The organism is Paraclostridium dentum, assembly GCF_048568265.1.
Lineage (GTDB): Bacteria > Bacillota > Clostridia > Peptostreptococcales > Peptostreptococcaceae > Paraclostridium > Paraclostridium dentum.
The window spans coordinates 2983431-3006140 of the sequence record NZ_CP183813.1; the positions used below are offsets into that span (position 1 = coordinate 2983431).

Below are 22710 nucleotides of genomic sequence, written 5' to 3' on the forward strand. Positions count from 1 at the left end.
ATGTTACCCTCCTAAATTAAATATAACTATCACACTATATTTATATTTAGGAAGTAAAAAAAAAATTACACCTATTTTTAATAGGTATAATTTTTTAGCTTACATTTAATTTATTTGGTTCTTTAATTACTTTCAATTTAACGTTATCAGTTAATAGGTCTGAGTAGCTATATGATACTCTAGAATATCCATTATCCTCATCATCTAGCTTAACAACAAATATACTAGGATATACTTTTTCTAGTACGCCTTTTTTAGTAACTATTTGTTTTCTTCCTTTATTAGCTTTTAATAAAATTTTTCTTCCTAGGTGCTTCTCTAAAGTCTGTCTTATTTTATTCAAAGTTTGAACAGTGGCCATTACATCACCTTCTTTAACATTATATGTTTGTCATTTTAATATTACCACAATCAAACTTTTTTGTCAAACCCAAACTAAATATTTTATATATTTTTTGATAAAAAGTCAATACTGTTTTTTTTTCTAAATTTGGATTATAATCTATATATTTTTTTATACACAAAATCAATACCCATTATATATAGCCAACGGCATGGTTAATCTAAATTTCCCTCTGGTTTCTATACCTCCGACACCTTTAATCCCTGTAACTGTATGGTTTAATATTTCATCTAAAGGAACAACTTTATCTATTCTGGAACAAGCAATTTTTTCTACGACCAATAAAGGATCTAGCGCATGTATCATTACACGACTTGGAGAACTTGCAAAATTAGCTCCTGATTTTATTATTTCTTCATAATTAGATTGGCATGCTCCAGCAAATATAACTAAACTATCTAATGATGGATCATATTTTCTAGCTTCTTTTACTGTTTTTATAAAATTAGCTGTATTTCTATAATTTTTAATATCTTTAAGGTTTCCTTTACTATTAACTATAGCATCGTGTCCTGTTATAACTAATATAGATGGATTATGTTGTTCTAACAAATTTCTAACTTCTTTATATTGAAGGCTCTCAGGTATAGCTTTACCCACTGCCGGAATTCCCAATTTAGTATAAACATCTAGGCAAATTTTTAAATATTCAGGATCTCCGTCTATATGAAGAACTTTCCCTGGCATTCCATATGAATTTTGAACTTGATTTTGACCTTGACCTTGAGCTTGCTTATTATTATTTGAGGACTTTTGCATAGCTCTGTTTAGTCTTCTATTTCTCTCTCTAGTTTTTTTTATACTTTTATGCAAAATATTTTCAACATCTTTGTCTATTAATGTATCTTTCATATCGTAAAAGTTTACTTTCTCCAAGTCATCTATTCCTGAATCTGCAATTATTCTAAAGGCAACTCCTTTTAGAATAGCTATCTTTTGATTATTCTCATCTATTTCAAACCCTATTATTCTAAATATAATATCTTTCTCATAAGACTTTCTTACAACGATGTCTCCTATCTTCATAATATAGTTGTCCTCCTATAAAATTTGTGTTCTTACTTTATAATATGACCGTCGACAAATATTGTTACTATGTACCTTTAATTTGTTTTATATTACTAAGTCTCATTTAAATAATTTACAATATGTGATATTTATCATTGAAATCAACTTGTTTAAATGATATTATATTCTTAACAAATGCTTATTTATATAAGCAAATATTTAGATATGGTGATACTAATGACTGATAGAGAAAAAGAAATTTTAGATATTTTAAAGAATGATCCTATGGTTTCACAGCAAACATTAGCTGACATGCTCAATATAACAAGATCTTCTGTTGCTGTGCACATAACAAATTTGATGAAGAAAGGCTATATAAAAGGAAAAGGTTATATCATAAGCGCAAGTAAGTTTGTAACCGTTATAGGCGGCGCTAACGTCGATATACAGGGTTCTCCTAGTAATACTCTTACAATGTTTGATTCAAACCCTGGAAAGATTGATATTTCTTTAGGAGGTGTTGCACGAAATATTTGCGAAAATATTTCTAAACTCGGAGTAAATACTAAACTTATATCTGCTATAGGGAATGATATTTATGGAAGTCGTATACTAACAGAATGTAAAAAACTAAATATAGATGCATCAGATTGTTATATATCTGATTCATTCCCAACATCTATGTATTTATCAATTTTAAACAATGACCAAGATATGCAGCTAGCTATATCTCATATGGATATAATCAATAAAATTGATGTTGACTATATTATTTCAAAACACTCAGCTATAAAAGATTCATTAGCTATTGTTTTAGATACAAATTTATCTTTCGATGTTATTGATTATATAAGTAAGACTTACACTGATATACCTATTTTTATAGATACAGTTTCTACTCAAAAAAGTATGAAGATAAAAGATATTATAGGAAGATTTAATACTATAAAACCTAATAAGCTAGAAGCTGAGATACTATCAGGAATAAAGATAAATAACGAAGAAGATTTATATGAATGTGCCAAATACTTCCTAGAAAAAGGTGTTAAAAATGTTTTTATAACATTAGGTAAAGATGGCGTATTCTGTGCTAATAAAGAAAATCACTTATTACTTTCAGGAGTTAAGGTTGACACTATTAGTGCTACAGGTGCTGGAGATGCATTTTTATCTGCACTTGTCTATGGATACCTTCATAATTTCAATTTAAGAGACACAGCTGAATTCGCAACAGCTGCTTCTATACTTACATTAATGCATAAAAACACTATTAATCCAAGTATGTCTGTTGATAGTGTTGAAAAAATTTTAAAGGAGATGATCTAAAATGTTAGAAAAATACTTAAATGTCCATCCAGAGGTTAAAAAAGCTTTAGCAGAAGGTCTTCCAGTGGTAGCATTAGAATCAACTATAATTTCTCATGGTATGCCTTATCCTAAAAATATAGAGATGGCTAAAACAGTTAGTAAAATAATTAGAGAAAATGGAGCTATTCCGGCTACTATAGCTATAATAGATGGAGTTTTAAAAGTAGGTCTTACAACCGAAGAAATTGAATTCTTAGGAACTAGCAAAGATATTGTTAAAGCTAGTAGAAGAGATTTACCTTTTATTATATCTAAGAAGTTAAATGGAGCTACTACAGTTGCTACTACAATGATATTAGCTAACTTAGCTGGAGTTAAAGTATTTGCTACAGGAGGTATAGGTGGTGTACATAGGGGAGCTCAAGAAACATTTGATATATCTGCTGATTTACAAGAATTAGCAAATACAAATGTTGCAGTAATTTGTGCAGGCGCCAAATCTATACTAGATATAGGTCTTACTTTAGAATATTTAGAAACTAACGGTGTTCCAGTTATAGGTTTTGAAACTGAAGAATTCCCTGCATTCTATACTAGAAAAAGTGGATTTGGAGTTGATTATAAAGTTGAATCTTCTTTAGAAGTAGCTTCAGCATTAAAAGCTAAATGGGATTTAAATTTAAAAGGTGGTATGGTAATCGGCAATCCAATACCTAAAGAATTTGAAATGGATTATGATACTATAAACAACGCTATTGAATCAGCTTTAAAAGAAGCTGAGGAAAAAAATATAGCTGGTAAGAAGGTAACACCATTCTTATTAGATAGAGTAAAGACTATCACAGATGGAAAAAGCTTAGATGCCAATATAGAACTAGTTTATAATAACGCTAAGGTTGCAGCTCAAATAGCTAAAGACTTATCAGAGTTAAAATAAAAAATTCGCTTCGCTTGAGCGACTACGTCTGCGAACCACTTTATGTCGCCAACGACTTTGTCCGTTGCTCAAGATTATAAGTTGCAAATTATATTTATCCAAAGTTCAGGATTAAATATAATTTACTAAGAATAAAAAAAGGAGCCTTAGCTCCTTTTTTATTCTTCTTTTAAATTAGGAATTACTTTTTTTACTTCTTCCACTTGATGCCACGTCTTATCGATGTCGTTATCCTTAACGTAATCCTTTAAAGAATTTAATGATGTAAATTCTTTTGTAGATAGATTATCATCTTCATCAATGAATTTTAGTAAAAACATTTTATCTCCTTATTTTCCACAACATTTTTTGAATTTTTTACCGCTTCCGCATGGACAAGGCTCATTTCTTCCTATCTTGTCATCTTTAACTACTGTTTTTGTAGCTTTGAAAGCTTTTTGTAATTCTTTTTTCTTATCTTCTGATAATATTCCATTCCATCCTTCTAAGTTATATAACCAGTGAGCTTCTACTGCTACCATATTGTAGTATAACTTTTCCCAGTCTATTTCTAATTTTATCTCTGTATCAGCTTCTATAGTTTCTAATTTCTCTTCTGAAAATTCTTCTTTTAAACTTTCACTTATTCCATCTATGAATCCCATCATGTATTCAACAGATGTATTGTGAGCAGCTGCTAAATCGCTAACTTTTCCTTCTATAACATCTTTTTTATTATTTAATATTTCATTGTATATTTCTGTTTCTTTCTTTAAGTACTCTTCCCAGAACTTTATTTCTTCTTCTTGGCTATTGTGGTTTTCACTTAATGATCTCCATGTAGTATATAAACTCATTTTAATTTCCTCCTAGTTCATGAATAAATCATGCTTAATTATAAATATCTAACTCTTATATTATATCATAATTGAATAATTCTTTTAATACTTTTATAGCATAGTCCTGTTCTATAAAAAACGGGCTACTTGCAATAGTTATAACCTTAGCTCTATCTATATATTCTTTTATCTTATTTACTCTTAAATCATAGGATATATATTCCATATCTTTAGAAAATATATCTAAATCTATATCTAATACTATTTCACCCTCAACATCTAATTCAAATCCATAAGTGCTATCTATTATTACAGCCTCTGAAAATATATCGTGATGCAATGCAGGTTTTATAAAGTTCCCTACATTTAAAACATAGTTTGTGTACCTAAATACATCATCTATATCATTTATATCAACGTTATAATCTTCTGGCTCTCTCATGTCTTTATGTTGGTCTATGTGAACTAATTTGCATCCTTTATTAAACATTCCTTTTTTTAAACTTTTAATCCAAAAGTAAAAGGAGTGATTATGGTTATCAAAAATATAAATATCTTTATCTTTATAGTTAAACTTAACCATATTCTCTAATCCGATAGCATTTATTTCTTTATCAAAATCAATTTCACTAAATACTATTTTTTCTCCAACCTTTACAAAATCCAAATTTCCTTCTATCAACTTAGGAACAAATATTTTTTTATTTTTTCTTTCATCATAAGAAAATATATTATTTCCAACAGGCTCCTCTATATAAAATCCATTGTACTTTTCCATATTTAAACCTCAAATAAATTCCAAGGATATTCATTAGGCGGCTCACAGATAAATTCCATTTTTTCCTTAGTAGTCGGATGGTCTATTTCAATTTTATAAGACCATAATGCTATTTGATCTCCAACTTTATTTATATTTTGACCATATCTTTGATCTCCAAATAGAGGATGTCTTCTGCTTGAAAATTGAACTCTTATTTGATGAGATCTTCCAGTTTTTAAATCTACTTCAACCATGCTAAATTTATCTTCTTTGCCTAAAGTAGTATAACTTAATTCTGCATTTTTAGCATCTTTATGATCTTTATTAACTACACTGACCATATTAGTCTTTTTATTTTTATAAAGAAAATCTTTTAAAGTATGTGCATCTTTTTTCATGCTACCATTTAATACAGCCCTATATGTCTTTTTAAATGTTTTATTTCTGACTTGCTCAGATAGTCTAGACGCAGCTTTAGATGTCTTTGCAAACACCATTGCTCCCCCTACAGGTCTATCTAGTCTATGCACAAGTCCTATAAATACATTTCCAGGTTTATTATATTTAACTTTTACATATTGCTTCAAAAGATTAACCATATCTTTATCATTAGTATCATCACCTTGCGATAATATATTTACAGGCTTTTCTACAACTAATAAATGATTATCTTCATATAATACTTTTACCATTATTTAGACTCCCATCTTCCAAATATACCACAAGGAAGAACTTTACCATCTTTTGATGTAGGTAATCCTATTTCTCCACCATATATATTTCCACCTTTAGCATGCTTAGCAACTGTTGCATCTAATATATGCTCAAGTATAATTGGAGATAATCCTGTTGTGTATGAGTTTATTAAGAAGAATAAAGGATTGTCTGATAAAACTTTTGTGCATAGTTCAACTAGTCCATATAATTTTTCTTCTATTTGCCATACTTCACCTTTAGGCCCTCTTCCATATGAAGGTGGATCCATTATTATAGCATCGTATTTATTTCCTCTTCTAATTTCTCTTTCTACAAACTTAACAACATCATCTACTATAAATCTTACTTTTCTATCTCCTAATCCAGAAGTTTGTAAATTTTCCTTTGCCCAAGTTACCATACCTTTAGATGCATCTACATGACATACTTCCGCTCCAGCAGCTGCACAAGCAACAGTTGCTCCACCTGTATATGCAAATAAGTTTAAAACTTTTATAGGTCTACCAGCATTTTTTATCATTTCCATTGACCAGTCCCAGTTAGCAGCTTGCTCTGGGAATAATCCTGTATGCTTAAACCCAGTTGGGCTTATATTGAATTTAAGGTTTTTATAACTTATTGTCCACTTTTCTGGATATTTCTTTTTATGTTCCCATTGGCCTCCACCTCTACTACTTCTGTGGTAATGTCCATGTGGGTTTTTCCATAATCCTTTTTCTTCAGCAATTGGCCACATAACCTGAGGATCTGGTCTTCTTAAAACAACATCTCCCCAACGCTCTAATTTTTCTCCATTACCCATATCTATAAGTTCATAATCTTTCCATTTATCAGCTAATAATAACATTGATTTCCTCCTAAAAAATTAATCTCAATTTATGTATTATATCATATTATTACTTGATATTTTGAGTATTTTAAAGAGTTTATATACTTATTCTTAAAATTTGGTAATACTATTGTATAATAGTATTGTATTAAAATTTTAAATGTTTACTTAGGAGGGGTTTTTTATGGCAAGTCAAAAAATTTTAGATGCATTAAACAATCAGCTTCAAATGGAGTTCTTTTCTGAATATTTTTATATGTCTATGGAGGCATACTTCATGGATAACAATTTAGATGGTTTCGCAAACTTCTTTAATGTACAAGCTAAAGAAGAAAGAGATCATGCTTATAAGTTATTCAATTACATAAGTAGAGCTGGTGGAAAAATAATTTTACAAGCTATTGAACAACCTAAAAGTGACTTTGAAAGTCCTTTAGAAGTGTTTGAATTAGCATTAAACCACGAAAAACTTATAACTAATTCAATTCATGAGTTAACTGATTTAGCAATATCTGAAAAAGATCATACAACATCTTCTTTCTTAAGATGGTTCATAGATGAGCAATCTGAAGAGGAAGAAAGCATGGAAAAAATAGTTAGAAAGTTAAGATTGCTAAAAAATGATCCTGCTGGTCTTTTAATGATAGACCAAGAATTAGCTCAAAGAACTTACGTACCAATCGCACCAAACGCTTAAACTAAAAAAGCTGTTTAATAAATTTATTAAACAGCTTTTTTATTATTTATTTATGTAGTAAGTTTCGTTGCCTGTAAACACTTTATTTACATCTTGTTGTTGTATTACTTTTCCATTTGCTATTAATTTGAAATTACTTAATTCCCAATCATCACTTATAGATGTTAATTTTTCTTTTCTTATCCAATAGTTAGATATATTATTTATATCTACTTCTTCTCCATCTTTTGTTTTTAATATATAGTTGTCTACTTGATTTCTTTCAAAGTCATTTCCTGCATTATCTAATTTCCATTCAAATTTCTTACCTTCATTTGTTTCAAATCCGAAATATACATTATCATCAGTTCCTGCATATTTATTATCTGCAGTCTTTAATACTATATTAAATTCATTAGTTAATGAATCATTATCTCCTGTATTTACATTAGATACTTCATTCATGAATCTATATAAAAATCCAGCAGTACATACTTGAGAATTTTTTATAGCTTCTCTTCCAGAATAATCCCAATCATCCCAACTATGACTCATAGTTGAATGACTATAATATAAATCTTTAGCTATCTTAGCATATTTGATAGAGTTTTGTGTCATCCATTTATTAAAACTTGGATTTTCCATAGCTTTTTTATATACTCCTGATGTAGTGTCATTTCCTGAAGTATTTAAAGCATAGTTATCTTTTCTTTCTTCTACAAATGTTTCATATTTAACATGCCCAGGACTATCTACTGCAGTTACATTTGAAGCATGGTATGGAGTATTTAAATCCCCTAAATAATGTAATCCCTGTCCTAAAAGGAATGCAGCTTCTTTGAAGTTCCCCTTTTCCCATTCATTTTTAGCCAATGTAGTAAACTTTCTTACTTGAGTTTCTGCAGTATCATATATAGGATATGATGCATACCAACTGTTATCTATAGTAAAATTGTTTCCAGTATCAGGATCATAGAAATGATCTTGATATAAGTCATATGCATTAGGATCGTAATCTGGATATGTAGACCCTAACTTTAAATCCCCTATATATTCATTTAATATTTTAATATTGTCCTTAACTTGCTGAGATTCATTTCCGCTTAAATCATTATTTAGCATAGTTAACCCATGCTCTGCTATTAATGAATGTGTTCCTGTTCCATCTTTTTTACCATCCCATGCATAAGAAGTCCCCCCCATAAGAGTACATAACCCTAATATGCACAGTATATTCGATACTTTTTTTAAAGCTTTCATGTATTGACCTCCCTAATATCCTCTTGTATTACATTTCTTTCATGTCAAATATTATCATTTTTTATTTTTTTAACAATATTTTTGGACTAAAATATCGATATAAGGGAGTAAAATTAGAATTTTAAAAAAATATGGAGTTGTTTTAATTATCTAAAAACAACTCCATAATCTCTTAGTCTGCTATATTGTAAACTGCTAATCCATCTCTATTTATTTCTTTTTTCTTAACTTCTACTAAAGCTTTTAATGTATCTAACGAAGTCATTACTTCTGTTGAAAACTCCGTAGCTGTTCTTCTTATCTTGAACCCATCTCTAGTTGAGTCATTTCCTTTAGTAGGTGTATTTATTACTATATCAACTTGCTTGTTTCTTATAACATCTAATATGTTAGGTCTAGCTTCTTCTACTCTATTTACTATTGTAGCTTCTATTCCATTTTTTCTTAAAGATTCAGCCGTTCCTTCTGTTGCTACAAATGTATATCCTAACTCATTCATGTCTTTAGCTATTTCTATAAACTCATCTTTATCATAGTTATTTATAGTTGCTAAAACAACACCTCTTTTATTAGACATCTTTTTACCAGCACCTAAGAATCCTTTGTATAAAGCTTCTTCTAAAGTTTCTCCTACTCCTAAAACTTCTCCTGTAGATTTCATTTCAGGCCCTAAGCTTACATCTACCTTAGCAAGCTTTGACATTGAGAATACTGGCACTTTTACAGATATTAGCTTAGGCTCTTTATAAACTCCTGTTCCATATCCTAAATCTTTTAACTTAGCTCCTAACATACATTTCGTAGCTAAATCCACTATAGGCACCTTACTAACCTTACTTATATATGGAACTGTTCTACTAGCTCTTGGGTTAACTTCTATTATATACAGTTCTCCATGGAACTCTATAAACTGGATATTAACCATTCCTAATACGTTTAATTCTAAAGCAATTTTTTTCGTATAATCTAATATTTTTGCTTTTATTTCGTCACTTATGTTTTGACTTGGATACATTGTTATACTATCTCCAGAGTGAACTCCAGCTCTCTCTAAATGTTCCATTATACCTGGTATTAATATTTCTTCTCCATCACATATAGCATCTACTTCTATTTCTCTACCAGTTAAGTATTTATCTATAAGTACAGGATTTTTAGTATCTCTTAAAAATGCATCTTTCAAATATTGAGCTAACTTATTTTCATCATAAGTTATTTCCATTCCTTGACCACCTAGAACATATGAAGGTCTAACAAGTACTGGATATCCTAACTTTTTAGCTTCTTCAATACCTTCGTTTACTGACCATATAGCTTTACCTTTCGGTCTATTTATATCTAGTTTTTCTAATAACTCATCAAACTTCTCTCTATCTTCAGCTGCATCTATATCCTTGCAACTAGTTCCTAATATCTTTATTTTCTTTTCATCTAGGAATTTAGCTAATTTTATAGCTGTCTGACCTCCAAATTGAAGTATAACTCCATCTGGATTTTCTTTTTCTATTATATTTAAAACTTCTTCTTCTGTTAGTGGTTCAAAGTATAATTTATCAGAAGTATCAAAATCTGTACTTACTGTTTCTGGATTGTTATTTACTATTATAGTTTCTATTCCTTGTGCTCTTAAAGATTTTACACAGTGAACTGAGCAATAATCAAATTCTATACCTTGACCTATTCTTATTGGTCCAGACCCTAAAACTATTACCTTTTTCTTATCACTTACTACTACCTCGTCATATTGTTCGTAAGTTGAGTAGTAATATGGAGATAAAGCGTCAAACTCTCCTCCACAAGTATCAACCATTTTATATGATGGATTTATATTATATAAGCTTCTTAATTCATAAACTTTAGCTGGACTTATTTTCATTAAATCAGCTATCCCTTTATCTGAGAATCCTTTTTTCTTTAACTCTAGTAAATATTCTTTATTTAAATCTTCTATATGCATTCCTCTTAACTTCTCTTCTTGCTCTACTATCCACTTAAATTTATTTATAAACCACTTGTCAACTCCAGTGATTTGTTCTATCATCGCTAGCTTATAGCCTCTTCTTATCATTTCAGCTAAGTCAAATAGTCTTTCATCATCAGGAACTACTACTCTTGCTTTTAGTTCTTCTATACTTCTATCTTCAGATGCCTTGTGAACTAATGAGTATTTTCCTATTTCAAGAGATCTTATTCCTTTAAGTATAGCTGCTTCAAAATTACTTCCTATACTCATTATTTCTCCTGTAGCCATCATCTTTGTTCCTAACTTTCTGTTAGCTTGCTTAAATTTATCGAATGGCCATTTAGGTATTTTTACAACTACATAATCTAATGTAGGTTCAAAACATGCATAAGTCTTTTTAGTAACAGCATTTTGTATTTCATCTAATGTATATCCTAATGCAATTTTAGCTGCAACCTTAGCTATTGGATATCCTGTAGCCTTTGATGCAAGTGCAGAAGATCTACTTACTCTTGGGTTTATTTCTATTATTGCATACTCTAAACTGTGAGGATTTAAAGCTATTTGAACATTACATCCCCCTTGAACTTCTATAGCATTTATTATATCTATTGATGCTTTTCTAAGCATTTGATATTCTTTATCACTTAAAGTTTGGCTCGGTGCTACTACTATACTGTCTCCTGTATGAACTCCAACTGGATCTATATTTTCCATATTACATACTGTTATACAGTTACCATTAGAATCTCTCATTACTTCATACTCTATTTCTTTCCAACCTTTTATACTTTTTTCAAGTAGTACTTGGCTTACTGGACTTAATTGTAGTCCTTGAGAAAGTATTTCTGTTAACTCTTCCTCGTTGTCAGCTATACCTCCTCCAGTTCCTCCTAGAGTGTATGCAGGTCTTACTACTACCGGATATCCTATTTTCTCTGCAAATGCTAATCCATCCTCTAAGTTAGTTACTATATCACTAATAACTACTGGTTGGTTTATTTCTTTCATTACTTCTCTAAATAAATCTCTGTCTTCACCTTTTTTTATAGAATCTATAGAAGTTCCTAAAACTCTTACATTATATTTATCAAGTATTCCTGCATCATGAAGTTCAACAGCTAAGTTAAGTCCTGTTTGACCTCCCATTCCTGCTAATATACTATCTGGTCTTTCTTTTTCTATTATTTTTTCTATAAATTCTATTGTTAATGGTTCTATATATATCTTATCCGCTACTTCTCCATCAGTCATTATTGTAGCTGGGTTACTGTTTATTAAAACAACTTCTATTCCCTCTTCTTTTAACGCTTGGCAAGCTTGTGTTCCTGAATAGTCAAACTCAGCTGCTTGTCCTATTATTATCGGTCCTGAACCTAGTACTAATGTCTTTTTTATATTATCTATTTTAGGCATAATTTATTTCTCCTTATCTAAGTTAATTTAAACAATCGCTTATATTAGTGCTAAAAACTTATCAAATATATAATCATTGTCTTTTGGCCCTGGACAAGCCTCTGGATGGTACTGAACACTATATATTGGTAGTTCTTTGTGTCTCATACCTTCAACAGTATTATCATTTAAATTTATATGTGTTACTTCCATGTTTTCTGGCATTCTAGATACATAATATCCATGATTTTGAGATGTTATATATACTTTCTGGTCTTCTAAATCTTTTACTGGATGATTTCCACCTCTATGTCCAAACTTAAGTTTTCCTGTTTGACCTCCAAGTGTTAAGGCTAGTAATTGATGTCCTAAGCATATACCTGCTATAGGTTTTTTACCTATTAATTCTTTTATATTTTTTATAACATCTTCTAAATCTTCTGGATCTCCAGGTCCATTAGATAAGAATATTAAATCGGGATTTTCCTTAAGTATTTCATCAGCACTTGTTGTTGCTGGGAATACAACTAAATCGCATCCTCTTGCTTTAAATGATCTTAATATATTTTGTTTAACCCCAAAGTCCATAACTGCTACTTTAGGTCCATTTCCTTTTATATATTCTTTCTCTTTTCTAGTAACTGTTTTAACAGCTTCTGTATTTGAGAATTTTCCTATTTTAGAAACAACATCTTCTAATGTAAAGTTCTCTAAAGTTATTATTCCTCTCATAGTTCCATTATTTCTTAAAATCTTAGTTAATGCTCTTGTATCTATTCCTTCAAGTCCTATAATTTTATTTTGTTTCAAATAAGTGTCTATATCCATTTCACATCTAAAATTATTTGGATTATCTGATTTCTCTCTTACTATGAACCCCTTCACATGAACTCCTGATGACTCTACGTCTTCTAAGTTTATTCCATAGTTTCCTATTAGCGGGTAAGTCATTGTTACTATTTGACCATAGTATGACGGGTCTGTTAAAACTTCTCCATATCCTGTCATTGAAGTGTTAAAAACTACCTCTCCTACACTATCCTTTAAATATCCAAAAGCTTTACCTTCAAATATAGTTCCATCTTCTAATATTAATCTAGCTTTCATAACTTACCTCCCTTTAAGCATTTTCTATTTCATTTATTATTTTTTCAGCAGCTTCACTTGGATTTTCAGCCTTAGTTATAGGTCTTCCAACAACTAAATAGTGAGCTCCTTTATTTATAGCATCTTTTGGTGTAACAACTCTTTTTTGATCTCCAGCATCAGATGTCTTAGGTCTTATTCCTGGACATACTGTAACAAATTCTCTTCCACAAGCCTCTACTATTCTATCAACCTCTTGAGCAGAACAAACTATTCCATCTATACCAGCTTCCTTAGCTAACTTAGCTCTTTTTATTGCTAACTCTTGAGTTGTCATATTACATCCTATATCTTGTAAATCTTTATCGCTTAAAGAAGTTAATACTGTAACTCCTACTATTATTGGTTTTTCTATTCCTAACTTTTCAGCTTCTTCTTTTGCAGCGAATGCACACTGTCTCATTCCTTCCATATCAGAAACATGGATTGTCATTAACCATACATTATCTCTTACTGCTGCTCTTACTGCACTTTGCATTGTGTTTGGAATATCATGAAACTTTAAATCTAAAAATATTTTTTTTCCTTTTTCTTTTAAATAATCTACAGTTTTCCCTCTTGTTGCTACATATTGTTCTAACCCAACCTTAAATATATCAACACTATCCTCTAGCTTATCTATTAATTCCTTAGCTTTATCAAAGTCGTTAGTATCTATAGCTACAATCAGCTTATCTTTTCCATTTATCATTTTACTCTCTCCTTTTTACATAAAGCCCCTAATATCAGAAAAATCCTTACACCTATAGAGGTGTAAGGATTCAATATTTCATAACTATTTTTTGTTATGACGATATCTTTCCCAGCCTCTCTGGACTAGTTTAAAAGACTTTATTATTTGATTTTTATATTAAAAAAACCTCTAACTAATCCAGTTAGAGGTTATATGTACACAAATTAAACATATCTTCATATATAACCTTACTAGCCTCTCTGGACTACTTTCAAGGAAGTTTTATTTTCATTTTTTATTGAAACTGTGGCTTTATATCCTCTCGGGATAATTTAAAGCTTTCTCTTTTTTATAATTATTACATTTATTTATAGTCATGTCAACTATTTTTAAAACCTTTACATAATAATCTAAACTAAAATACTATCTATAGTTTTTTTCAGCAGTAATAAAGATACATAGCATTTATTACCACCTTCCATAGTAATAATTCTCTGTTTTTTATCTATACTTTTAACTTTTAATTTATTTATTATATAAGACTTATGACATCTGATAAATCTATTGTCCAACTGAGATTCTAACTCTTTTAAAGTACCACTAAACTCTATATAACTATTCTCTGTTCTAAGAGCTATAAATCTTTTTTTGCACGTTTCAAAATATAAAATATCATCATATTTAACTTTTTCTATTTTATCCACTTTGTCAATAAAAAAACAATCCTCTTCTAATTCATTCTTTATCTTTTCATTAGCAACTAATATACATTCTTTGACTCTTTTACTTACTTCTTCAAAATTTTCTTTAACTATATAATCTATAGCCCCTATATGATATTTAAAAGTAAGATGACTCATATCTTTATGTGATGTAATTATAACTATAATCGCTTTTGTATCTATTTCATTTATTTGTTTAGCTAGTTGAATTCCATTTACATCTCCACCTATATTGATATCTAAGAAATATACCCCTCTATCCTTAGACTCTGATATATAACTTAAAATTTCTTGTGCTGAATCAGTAGATAATGTTATTTCTCCACCTATATCTTCAATTTCTAAAATAGATAATATAGACTCTTCTAGCTTACGCCTTTGCTCTTTATCATCCTCACATATAAATATCCTCATCCTAACTCCTCCTTATTTATATATATCTAACTGTTGAATAAACTCATCTTCAATTTTTATATTAAAAAATGCATTTTCATAATTTTTCAATATATCTTTTAGATTGCTCAATCCCATTCCTCTTTCTTCTCCCTTTGATGAAAATCCTTTTTCAAATAATAACGATACATCTTCGACCTTTTGTTTATACGTATTTGAAATAATTATAGATGTAAGATTTGTTTTTTCTAAAATTAAAATATTTAAAGACGGGTCTTGAGACTCCAAGCAAGCCTCTATACTATTATCTAAAAGAATTCCTAATATCCTACATAAATCCAATATATTAAAATTTACTTCTGATATAATATTTGGAATATGTAAGTTTGTTTTTATTTTATTTTTTTCAGCATGTATTAACTTAGAAGCTACTACCCCTTTAACCTCTATACACTCTATATTACCTATTGATGACCATGTTAAATTGAATAAATCTAGCTCCTTACTCAAGCATTCAATATGTGAATAAAAGAATTTCTTTAATCCATCTAAATCATTGGATTCTATATGCCCACACATAGATAGCATTATATTTTTATAATCATGCCTAAATTTTTTCATTTCATTAGTTGCATATTCTAATTTTTTATTATATTCATCTATTTCTTTAATTCTTTTTTGATTATTTATTAACATAATAAGAAATATAGTACATAAAAAAGTTATAAAATATATAAATGGCAATACTCCATTTCTATCCATTTCTAATCCCAATGCACAAACAACATTTGTTTGACTATTTGTTTCAAAATATATACAAATAGATAATATACTCGTTAATACTATTAATACTTGAAGTTTAAATCTATCTAATATGCTAAATTCTTCTAAATTATTTATAAATGTATTATTTAAAAATCTAGAAACCATTACAATTATTATATATGTAATAATATAATAACAAATTAAATAAATATAGTTTCCTAATTTATATATATTTACCCCAGTTAAAAATGCAATCATATTATAACAAAATATATTAACCGTTATGTATAGAACCGTGGACATAAGAGGTATTGCTATAGTTAATAATGTTTTTTTTGTTATTTTATAAACTACAATAGCATTTATAATATTTAATCCATATAATGGTGAAATTTTTAAATACCTGGCTGTTACAGACAATCCTATATATAAAATAATAAAATAAGCAGTTAATTTTATTTTATTTCTCTTAAAATCGTAAAGATTTGTGAAACTTAAATAGACCCCTATACTTGTCAAAAGCATATAAAAATGAAACATATCCCCATATACCTTTCTATTAAATTTTACAAAATTAAAGAGTAACCCTATATAAAAATAGAGTTACTCCTTAATTATACGACACTTATATAATATTCTTTTCTTAATTTGTCTTTAACGTCTAATTTTACATATTTAAAATCTATATTATGATATTTACATCCAATTTCAAAATGCTTTAAAGCTATCCCCATATTAATTTGATTCATGTTTTCATCTGAATCTTTTTTCATATATATATCAAGAGATCCATTATTTTGATAAAATCTCCATGGTTGCGAATTTTTGTATGATGGCGCTATTCTTACACATTCAATTATATTAGTCCATTTTTCGTCTACATTCTTAGCAATCTTTTTCATTGGTTTTCTATCTATATTTTCATTTTCTTTTCTAAACAATTCATTTCCATCTGGAAATCCTATAGCTATTAACATTACTGGCTTTTCATTTTCTTCTAAGTGTACAAAGTCTAATATAGACTCTTTATTAAAATTATCATCTAACCAGCTGGCTGCTAATCCCATTTCTGTTAATTTTAAAATTAACTCTTCTCCAGCAAATCCCACACTATCTAAATATTTTATTGGAGTTGGTTTTTCACCTTCCCCATCTTCTATTTCTTCTACTTCAGGAAATTGAACTGTTAAAACTATATAGTGAGGAGCAACTAGCCTATGTCTCTTTTTTATTATAAATTTCAAGCTGTCCCCTTTTAAAATAGGATGGGCCTTAATCTTTATTTCTTTATTTAAACTATCCATGTCTTCACATAAATTTCGAACTTCTTCAAACATATTTATGCTTAATCTTTTTGTAGAGTATTTTTTTATAGATTTTCTATAAAAAATAGCATCATATAACTGCAATCTAATTCCTCCTGTCTACAAATATAATAAATATTATTATATCAAAATATATAGTTTTATACTATCTTTCATTGTTCTCAAAATAGTTACATTATTTACTTTATTTTTTAAAATCAATCCGTTTTTAAAATTTAAATTTATGGGTATTTAAAAATAATATTGTTAAAATAATAAGTTTGAATAGTCTTTTATTTTAGAATAGTACAACTTTTTTAAATCGAAAAAAAAACTATAAATGTATTACCAAAATGATGTTATACTTAGGCTAAGAAAGACTTATTCTTATTTTAAATACAATTATTTTGAAAGGATGTGCCTTTATGAATTTAGAAAAAAACTTAGAAAAATATGCTGAGCTATCTGTTAAGGTAGGAGTTAATATACAACCTGGACAAACGTTATTAGTTAGATCTCCTATTGAGTGTGCTCCATTTGTAAGAAAAGTTGTAAAACAAGCTTATGACCTAGGAGCAAAGGATGTACATATAGAATGGTCAGATGAAGAGTGTACTCTTATAAAATATTTAAATGCTCCAGATGAAACTTTTAACGAGTTCCCAACTTGGGTTTCTGATCAATACGTAAAAATAGCTAAAGAAGGTGGAGCTTTCTTAACTGTTTACGCTCAAGATCCAGATTTATTAAAAGATGTAGATCCTCAAAAAGTTGCAAACTTCCAAAAGGCATCTGCTGAAGCTTTACAAGAGTGGAGATCTTATACTTTATCTGATAAATCAAAATGGAGTATAGTTTCTGTTCCTACAGCAAACTGGTCTAAAAAAGTATTCCCAGGAGTTTCTGAAGAAGAAGCTATAGATAAAATGTGGGAAGCAATATTCCATTGCACAAGAGTTGACCAAGAAGATCCAATAGAAGCTTGGAATCAACACAATAAAAACTTAAAAGTTAGAATGAGCTTCTTAAATGATAGCAAATTTAAAACTTTATACTTCAAATCTGGTAAAACAGATATAACTATGGAATTACCTGAAGGACATATATGGGCAAGTGGAGCTTCAAAAGATCCAAACGGAGTAAACTTCAACCCAAATATACCAACAGAAGAAGTATTTACTTTACCTCATAAATTTGGTGTTAATGGTGTAGTTGCAAGTACTAAACCTCTTGTTTACGGTGGAAATGTTATAAACAACTTTACATTAACATTTAAAGATGGAAAAATAGTAGACTTTACTGCTGAAGAAGGATATGACACTTTAGCTAAATTAATAGATACAGATGAAGGTTCTCACTACCTTGGAGAAGTTGCTTTAGTTCCATTTAAATCTCCTATATCAGATACAAACATAGTATTCTATAATACTTTATATGATGAAAATGCTTCTTGTCACTTCGCTATAGGTACAGCTTATAAGAGTTGTGTTGAAAACGGAGTTAACATACCACAAGAAGATTTAGATAAGCATGGTATAAACTTCAGTATAACTCATGTTGACTTCATGATAGGTTCTGCTGATATGAACATAGTTGGTGAAAAAGCTAACGGTGAAAAAGTTCAAATATTCCAAGATGGAAACTGGGCATTCTAATTAATGCATAAAAAAGGGCTATCTATTTTAGATAGTCCTTTTTTAATTCTAATATGTTTTTTCCGTCCAATTAAGTTTTTCTATATGTTCTAAAACAACATCATCGCTCATTTGTGGGTGTATAGTATCTTCATGAGCTATAGTTAAAACAGACATAGCTACTGCATATTTAACTGTATCTTTTAAACTTACGTTTCTCATGTAACCATATCCTAGCCCAGCTACAAATGAATCTCCAGCTCCTGTAACATTTACAACAGGAACATTATTTGCCTTTATAGTTCCTTCTTCAATTCCGTTATTATAATATATACCATCTTCATCTAAACTTATAAATACATTTTCTATTCCTAGGTCTATAAAGTGTTTACCAGCTTTTCTTAAATCATCTTCTGATTTTATTTCAAAACCGCACATTATTTCTGCTTCATATCTATTAGGTTTTATTGTATGGAAATATTTTATTAAATGTTTTATATGCTTAGCTTTACAAGCAGACACAGGGTCTAAAATAAATTTAGTTTGTCCTTCAAAAGTTTTTAATATATATTCAACAATTTCAGGTTTATCTGAGTCTAAAAACATATATTCAGCATTTTTTATTATTTCTGTTTTTGAATCTATAAACTCTGTTGTAAACATGTCAGTTACTTTCATATCAACTACTGCTGATTCAAGTTCTCCTTCATGATTTAAAACAGCCATATATGTAGGTGTACTTCCACCTTTAATTATTAAAGAGTCTTCCATATCGTAGTTCATAACTTTAGAATGTTCCATCATTCTTCTTCCTGTTTCATCATCACCTAATATTGATATGAACCTTGTATTTATTCCTACTCTAGCCATATTTTCTGCTATGTTTCTACATACTCCACCAAAAGAAGTTTTAACTTTTCCTGGATTTGAGTCGTTACATCTATAATTATCATTTGTAAATCCGATTATATCAAATATTGATACTCCAAAAACTAAAGCGTATGGTTGTTTATTATTTGCCATTTTTATCTTCGACCTCCCATAAGAATCACTTTCATATTTTAACATAAAAATATATGCCTTTTCTAGACAAAAAAGCACATATTTTGACGTTTTGCAATATTTTCTAAAAATTTTTTCAAATAAAATATATTAATATCGTTTTCTTAGTTTATTTATTTTTTCAATTTTATCAGTTCTCTTATATATTTTATTATCTAGTTTTGTTACTAAAAAAATACTTTTTATTTAATGCAAATTATTACAATTGTTATAAAAATTCTAGTTTGATATAATAAATTCTTAAGTACTATTATGCTTTTAGGAGGCATCCATATTATGAAAAAGTTATTAAGTAAAGCAAGACAAGCTATGAATGATTTTGATATGATACAAGATGGAGATAAAATTGCAGTTGGATTATCTGGAGGTAAAGATAGTTTAACTCTTCTTCATATTTTAAATAATTATAAAAAATTCTCACCTCAAAAATTCGAACTTATAGCTATAACATTAAACCCAGGTGGTGTTGATAATTCACCTTTATATGATTTATGTTCAAATTTAGGTATTGAATTTCATGAAGTTCAAACAAATATAAAAGAAATTATATTTGATATAAGAAAAGAAAAAAATCCATGTTCTTTATGTGCAAATTTAAGACGTGGTGCCTTAAATGATACAGCAAAAAAACTTGGATGTAATAAAGTTGCTTTAGGACATCATAAAGATGATGCTGTTGAAACTTTTGTAATGTCTATGTTCTTTGAAGGAAGAGTTAGTTGCTTTTCTCCAAAAACTTATTTAGATAGACAAGATTTAACTATAATAAGACCTATGGTCTATATTGAAGAATATATGACTAAAAAGGCAACGAAGGATTTCAATTATCCTGTAATTAAAAATCCATGTCCAGCTGATGGTCACACAAATAGACAAAATATTAAAGAACTCATACAAAAACTTAACTTAGATATTCCTAATGTTAAAAGAAATTTATTTAACTCTCTAAATAACTCAGATCAGTTGTTTATATGGGATAAAGATAAAATAAAGAATATATAGAAATCAAAAAAGCTACTCAAAATGAGTAGCTTTTATTTTTAATATTTTACATTGCAGGAGCCATTATAGTCTTTACTATAGTTCCTATTGCAAATATCAATGTTAAAATGTATAAAATCGTTGGAAGTATTTTATGTAGTTTTTTAGTTTGTAAGTAATATTTAAATATTCCATATAAGAAATATGTAGCCCATAATTTTATAAGTATATTATTTAACTGACTAGCTATTGTTTGTGCTTGTATATCACTTACAACCAATGTTGTTATTAAAGATAAAATACATAAAACCATATAAAAAGCTATAAATCTTAAATACAACAAGCTTTTAAAATATTTCTTATCTTTTATTTCTTCATTTTCAACAAATCCCATAAACATTTTACTTACAAAGTATAATATATTAACACATATTAAAGCATATATTAATGGTCCAACAATATATGACGCCCATTGAAATGCCATAAATCCGGTTTTTTCCATACCTTCAAGACCTAACTCACCTACTAAGTCAGACATCTGTGAATTTATCGCTACTCCACTTAAAATACTTACAGCTACAAGAGCTATAAACCAGTATCTTAATTTTATAGGTTCTTTACTTTCATATTCTTCCTTTGTAAAATCTTTGAAATATTCTTTTGGTTGTATTATTAATGTTTTTAAATCCCTCATATATATTCTCCTTTTTACTTTTTAATTATATATAGCCTTTATAGGATCCAGTCTAGATGCTTTATATGCAGGTATTATCCCAAATATAATCCCAACTATTACAGATGTAGCTGATGCACCTATAAATGTTTTTATAGTAACCACAGGCTTAAATGGCATGAACATACCTGCAATTTGTGATAAAACAAATCCTATTAAAATTCCTAATAGCCCCCCTATTAAAGTTACAAACATAGCTTCAAATAAAAATTGCAACATTATAGAATTAGGAGTAGCTCCTATTGCTCTTCTTATTCCTATCTCTCTTTTTCTTTCCGTAACTGAAACATACATTATATTCATTACACCTATACCTCCAACAAATAATGATATAGCTGTTATAAGAGTAATAAACATAGTTATACTTGAAATTATTTTAGTAAATGCCTCCGTTATACTTCCTGGATTGAAAACATCATATGTTCCATGTATTTCTGGATGATTTTCTTGTAACATTTCCTTAACTTGCTCTGAAACAGCATCAAAATCATATCCAGGTGATATGAAAACATCTAAAGAAGTTATTTCATTTCCCTTATTCTTGTTTTGTAATTCATTTATTCTATCAATAGATGCTTTTTGTATTAAATCTTCATTAGCTGAAAATAAGCTCTCCCCTTTTTCTTGAACTCCAATAACTTCAAACATTGTTCCATTTAAGTTTATAGCCTTCCCTACAGCTAACTTAGGATCATCAAATAGTTTTTTTGCATTTTGATATGTTAATACTATTACATCATTTTTAATGTCACTTTTCTCAAAGTATCTTCCATATTCAACTTTATCTGATTTTTGAGTCGGAATTAAGCTCATACTATCACTATCGTCATCATATGGAGTAGCTCCTATAGTTGTATGTCTATCTAAAAAATTAACCTCTCCATATAATCCATTTCCAAAACCAAAGCTTTCCTGTTCCTTTGGTTTTTCAACCTTTTCAACCCCATCTATATGTTTTAAATCATAAATATCATTTTCTATAAACGGTTCAACAGACGATAAATCTGCTTCAGGGTTTTCAGAGTAAAAACTTACAGTAACTTTATTTGCATTTACTTTTCCTGTTGTTTTAGAAACTTGCTCTTTAAGTCCATCCCCAATAGATAATACAACTACAACAGAACTTATACCTATAATAATTCCTATCATAGTTAAGAAAACCCTTAATTTATTCGCTTTTAAGCTTAGCAGAGAACTTTTGATTAAATTTTCTATACTCATAT

22 protein-coding genes are annotated in these 22710 nt (G+C 28.8%); 5 read left to right on the forward strand and 17 right to left on the reverse strand.

The window, feature by feature from the left end:
* Window positions 1-94: 94 nt before the first annotated feature.
* A complete protein-coding gene (locus ACN6I1_RS13990; RefSeq protein WP_021428036.1) occupies window positions 95-361 on the reverse strand; it encodes a Veg family protein in 267 nt (88 codons plus the stop codon).
* Window positions 362-526: 165 nt separating this feature from the next.
* On the reverse strand, window positions 527-1429 hold the full coding sequence (gene yabG, locus ACN6I1_RS13995; RefSeq protein WP_021434248.1) for a sporulation peptidase YabG: 903 nt from the start codon (window positions 1427-1429) through the stop codon (window positions 527-529).
* Window positions 1430-1648: 219 nt separating this feature from the next.
* Here yabG and ACN6I1_RS14000 point away from each other — a divergent pair, with 219 nt between their 5' ends.
* Window positions 1649-2737: a PfkB family carbohydrate kinase gene (locus tag ACN6I1_RS14000; protein ID WP_419742242.1), complete on the forward strand. Its 1089-nt coding sequence runs from the start codon at window positions 1649-1651 to the stop codon at window positions 2735-2737.
* 1 nt (window position 2738) lies between these two features.
* The gene (locus tag ACN6I1_RS14005; protein WP_419742243.1) at window positions 2739-3656 is read left to right on the forward strand and encodes a pseudouridine-5'-phosphate glycosidase; all 918 of its coding nucleotides are present in this window, start codon (window positions 2739-2741) and stop codon (window positions 3654-3656) included.
* Window positions 3657-3814: 158 nt separating this feature from the next.
* Here the strand turns inward: ACN6I1_RS14005 and ACN6I1_RS14010 are convergent, their stop codons facing one another.
* The 5 genes from ACN6I1_RS14010 to ACN6I1_RS14030 are packed head-to-tail and all read right to left on the reverse strand — an operon-like array spanning window position 3815 to window position 6798.
* Window positions 3815-3976 (reverse strand): hypothetical protein, encoded by a 162-nt coding sequence (locus tag ACN6I1_RS14010; protein WP_021428093.1) that lies wholly within the window; start codon window positions 3974-3976, stop codon window positions 3815-3817.
* A gap of 9 nt (window positions 3977-3985) precedes the next feature.
* Complete coding sequence (locus tag ACN6I1_RS14015) at window positions 3986-4492, reverse strand: SEC-C metal-binding domain-containing protein (RefSeq protein ID WP_021428058.1); 507 nt, start codon at window positions 4490-4492, stop codon at window positions 3986-3988.
* A gap of 55 nt (window positions 4493-4547) precedes the next feature.
* Window positions 4548-5252 (reverse strand): UPF0489 family protein, encoded by a 705-nt coding sequence (locus ACN6I1_RS14020; RefSeq protein WP_419742244.1) that lies wholly within the window; start codon window positions 5250-5252, stop codon window positions 4548-4550.
* A 2-nt stretch (window positions 5253-5254) separates the two neighbouring features.
* Window positions 5255-5926, reverse strand: a complete 672-nt coding sequence (locus ACN6I1_RS14025; protein ID WP_419742245.1) for an RluA family pseudouridine synthase — start codon at window positions 5924-5926, stop codon at window positions 5255-5257.
* Window positions 5926-6798, reverse strand: a complete 873-nt coding sequence (locus ACN6I1_RS14030) for a class I SAM-dependent methyltransferase (protein ID WP_419742246.1) — start codon at window positions 6796-6798, stop codon at window positions 5926-5928. Before ACN6I1_RS14030 ends, ACN6I1_RS14025 begins: the two co-directional genes overlap by 1 nt.
* A gap of 166 nt (window positions 6799-6964) precedes the next feature.
* Here ACN6I1_RS14030 and ACN6I1_RS14035 point away from each other — a divergent pair, with 166 nt between their 5' ends.
* Window positions 6965-7477 carry a ferritin gene (locus ACN6I1_RS14035; protein ID WP_419742247.1) on the forward strand — a complete coding sequence of 171 codons (513 nt, stop codon included), beginning with the start codon at window positions 6965-6967 and terminating at the stop codon, window positions 7475-7477.
* Window positions 7478-7519: 42 nt separating this feature from the next.
* Here ACN6I1_RS14035 and ACN6I1_RS14040 read toward each other — a convergent pair whose 3' ends face one another.
* The 7 genes from ACN6I1_RS14040 to ACN6I1_RS14070 form a co-directional block, all read right to left on the reverse strand.
* A complete protein-coding gene (locus ACN6I1_RS14040) occupies window positions 7520-8716 on the reverse strand; it encodes a phospholipase C (RefSeq protein ID WP_419742248.1) in 1197 nt (398 codons plus the stop codon).
* Between the two features lie 172 nt (window positions 8717-8888).
* On the reverse strand, window positions 8889-12095 hold the full coding sequence (gene carB, locus ACN6I1_RS14045) for a carbamoyl-phosphate synthase large subunit (RefSeq protein WP_419742249.1): 3207 nt from the start codon (window positions 12093-12095) through the stop codon (window positions 8889-8891).
* Window positions 12096-12134: 39 nt separating this feature from the next.
* Window positions 12135-13181, reverse strand: a complete 1047-nt coding sequence (gene carA / locus ACN6I1_RS14050; RefSeq protein ID WP_021428028.1) for a glutamine-hydrolyzing carbamoyl-phosphate synthase small subunit — start codon at window positions 13179-13181, stop codon at window positions 12135-12137.
* A 13-nt stretch (window positions 13182-13194) separates the two neighbouring features.
* Window positions 13195-13911: an orotidine-5'-phosphate decarboxylase gene (pyrF, locus tag ACN6I1_RS14055; RefSeq protein WP_419742250.1), complete on the reverse strand. Its 717-nt coding sequence runs from the start codon at window positions 13909-13911 to the stop codon at window positions 13195-13197.
* Window positions 13912-14303: 392 nt separating this feature from the next.
* On the reverse strand, window positions 14304-15029 hold the full coding sequence (locus tag ACN6I1_RS14060; RefSeq protein WP_257440207.1) for a LytR/AlgR family response regulator transcription factor: 726 nt from the start codon (window positions 15027-15029) through the stop codon (window positions 14304-14306).
* 12 nt (window positions 15030-15041) lie between these two features.
* Window positions 15042-16313: a sensor histidine kinase gene (locus tag ACN6I1_RS14065; RefSeq protein WP_419742251.1), complete on the reverse strand. Its 1272-nt coding sequence runs from the start codon at window positions 16311-16313 to the stop codon at window positions 15042-15044.
* A gap of 74 nt (window positions 16314-16387) precedes the next feature.
* Entirely contained in the window at window positions 16388-17182 is a 795-nt protein-coding gene (locus ACN6I1_RS14070; protein WP_419742252.1) for a nitroreductase family protein, read from the reverse strand.
* Between the two features lie 320 nt (window positions 17183-17502).
* Between ACN6I1_RS14070 and ACN6I1_RS14075 the strand changes: the two genes are divergently transcribed.
* A complete protein-coding gene (locus ACN6I1_RS14075; protein WP_021428103.1) occupies window positions 17503-18732 on the forward strand; it encodes an aminopeptidase in 1230 nt (409 codons plus the stop codon).
* A gap of 48 nt (window positions 18733-18780) precedes the next feature.
* Here the strand turns inward: ACN6I1_RS14075 and ACN6I1_RS14080 are convergent, their stop codons facing one another.
* Window positions 18781-19734: a carbohydrate kinase family protein gene (locus ACN6I1_RS14080; RefSeq protein WP_419742253.1), complete on the reverse strand. Its 954-nt coding sequence runs from the start codon at window positions 19732-19734 to the stop codon at window positions 18781-18783.
* A gap of 315 nt (window positions 19735-20049) precedes the next feature.
* Here ACN6I1_RS14080 and ACN6I1_RS14085 point away from each other — a divergent pair, with 315 nt between their 5' ends.
* Window positions 20050-20775: a tRNA 2-thiocytidine biosynthesis TtcA family protein gene (locus ACN6I1_RS14085; RefSeq protein WP_419742254.1), complete on the forward strand. Its 726-nt coding sequence runs from the start codon at window positions 20050-20052 to the stop codon at window positions 20773-20775.
* Window positions 20776-20821: 46 nt separating this feature from the next.
* On the opposite strand, the gene ACN6I1_RS14090 is transcribed toward ACN6I1_RS14085, so the two are convergent.
* Window positions 20822-21448, reverse strand: coding sequence for a YIP1 family protein (locus tag ACN6I1_RS14090; RefSeq protein WP_419742255.1), 627 nt, complete (start codon window positions 21446-21448; stop codon window positions 20822-20824).
* A gap of 21 nt (window positions 21449-21469) precedes the next feature.
* Window positions 21470-22708 (reverse strand): ABC transporter permease, encoded by a 1239-nt coding sequence (locus tag ACN6I1_RS14095; RefSeq protein WP_035118586.1) that lies wholly within the window; start codon window positions 22706-22708, stop codon window positions 21470-21472.
* Between the last annotated feature and the right edge of the window lie 2 nt (window positions 22709-22710).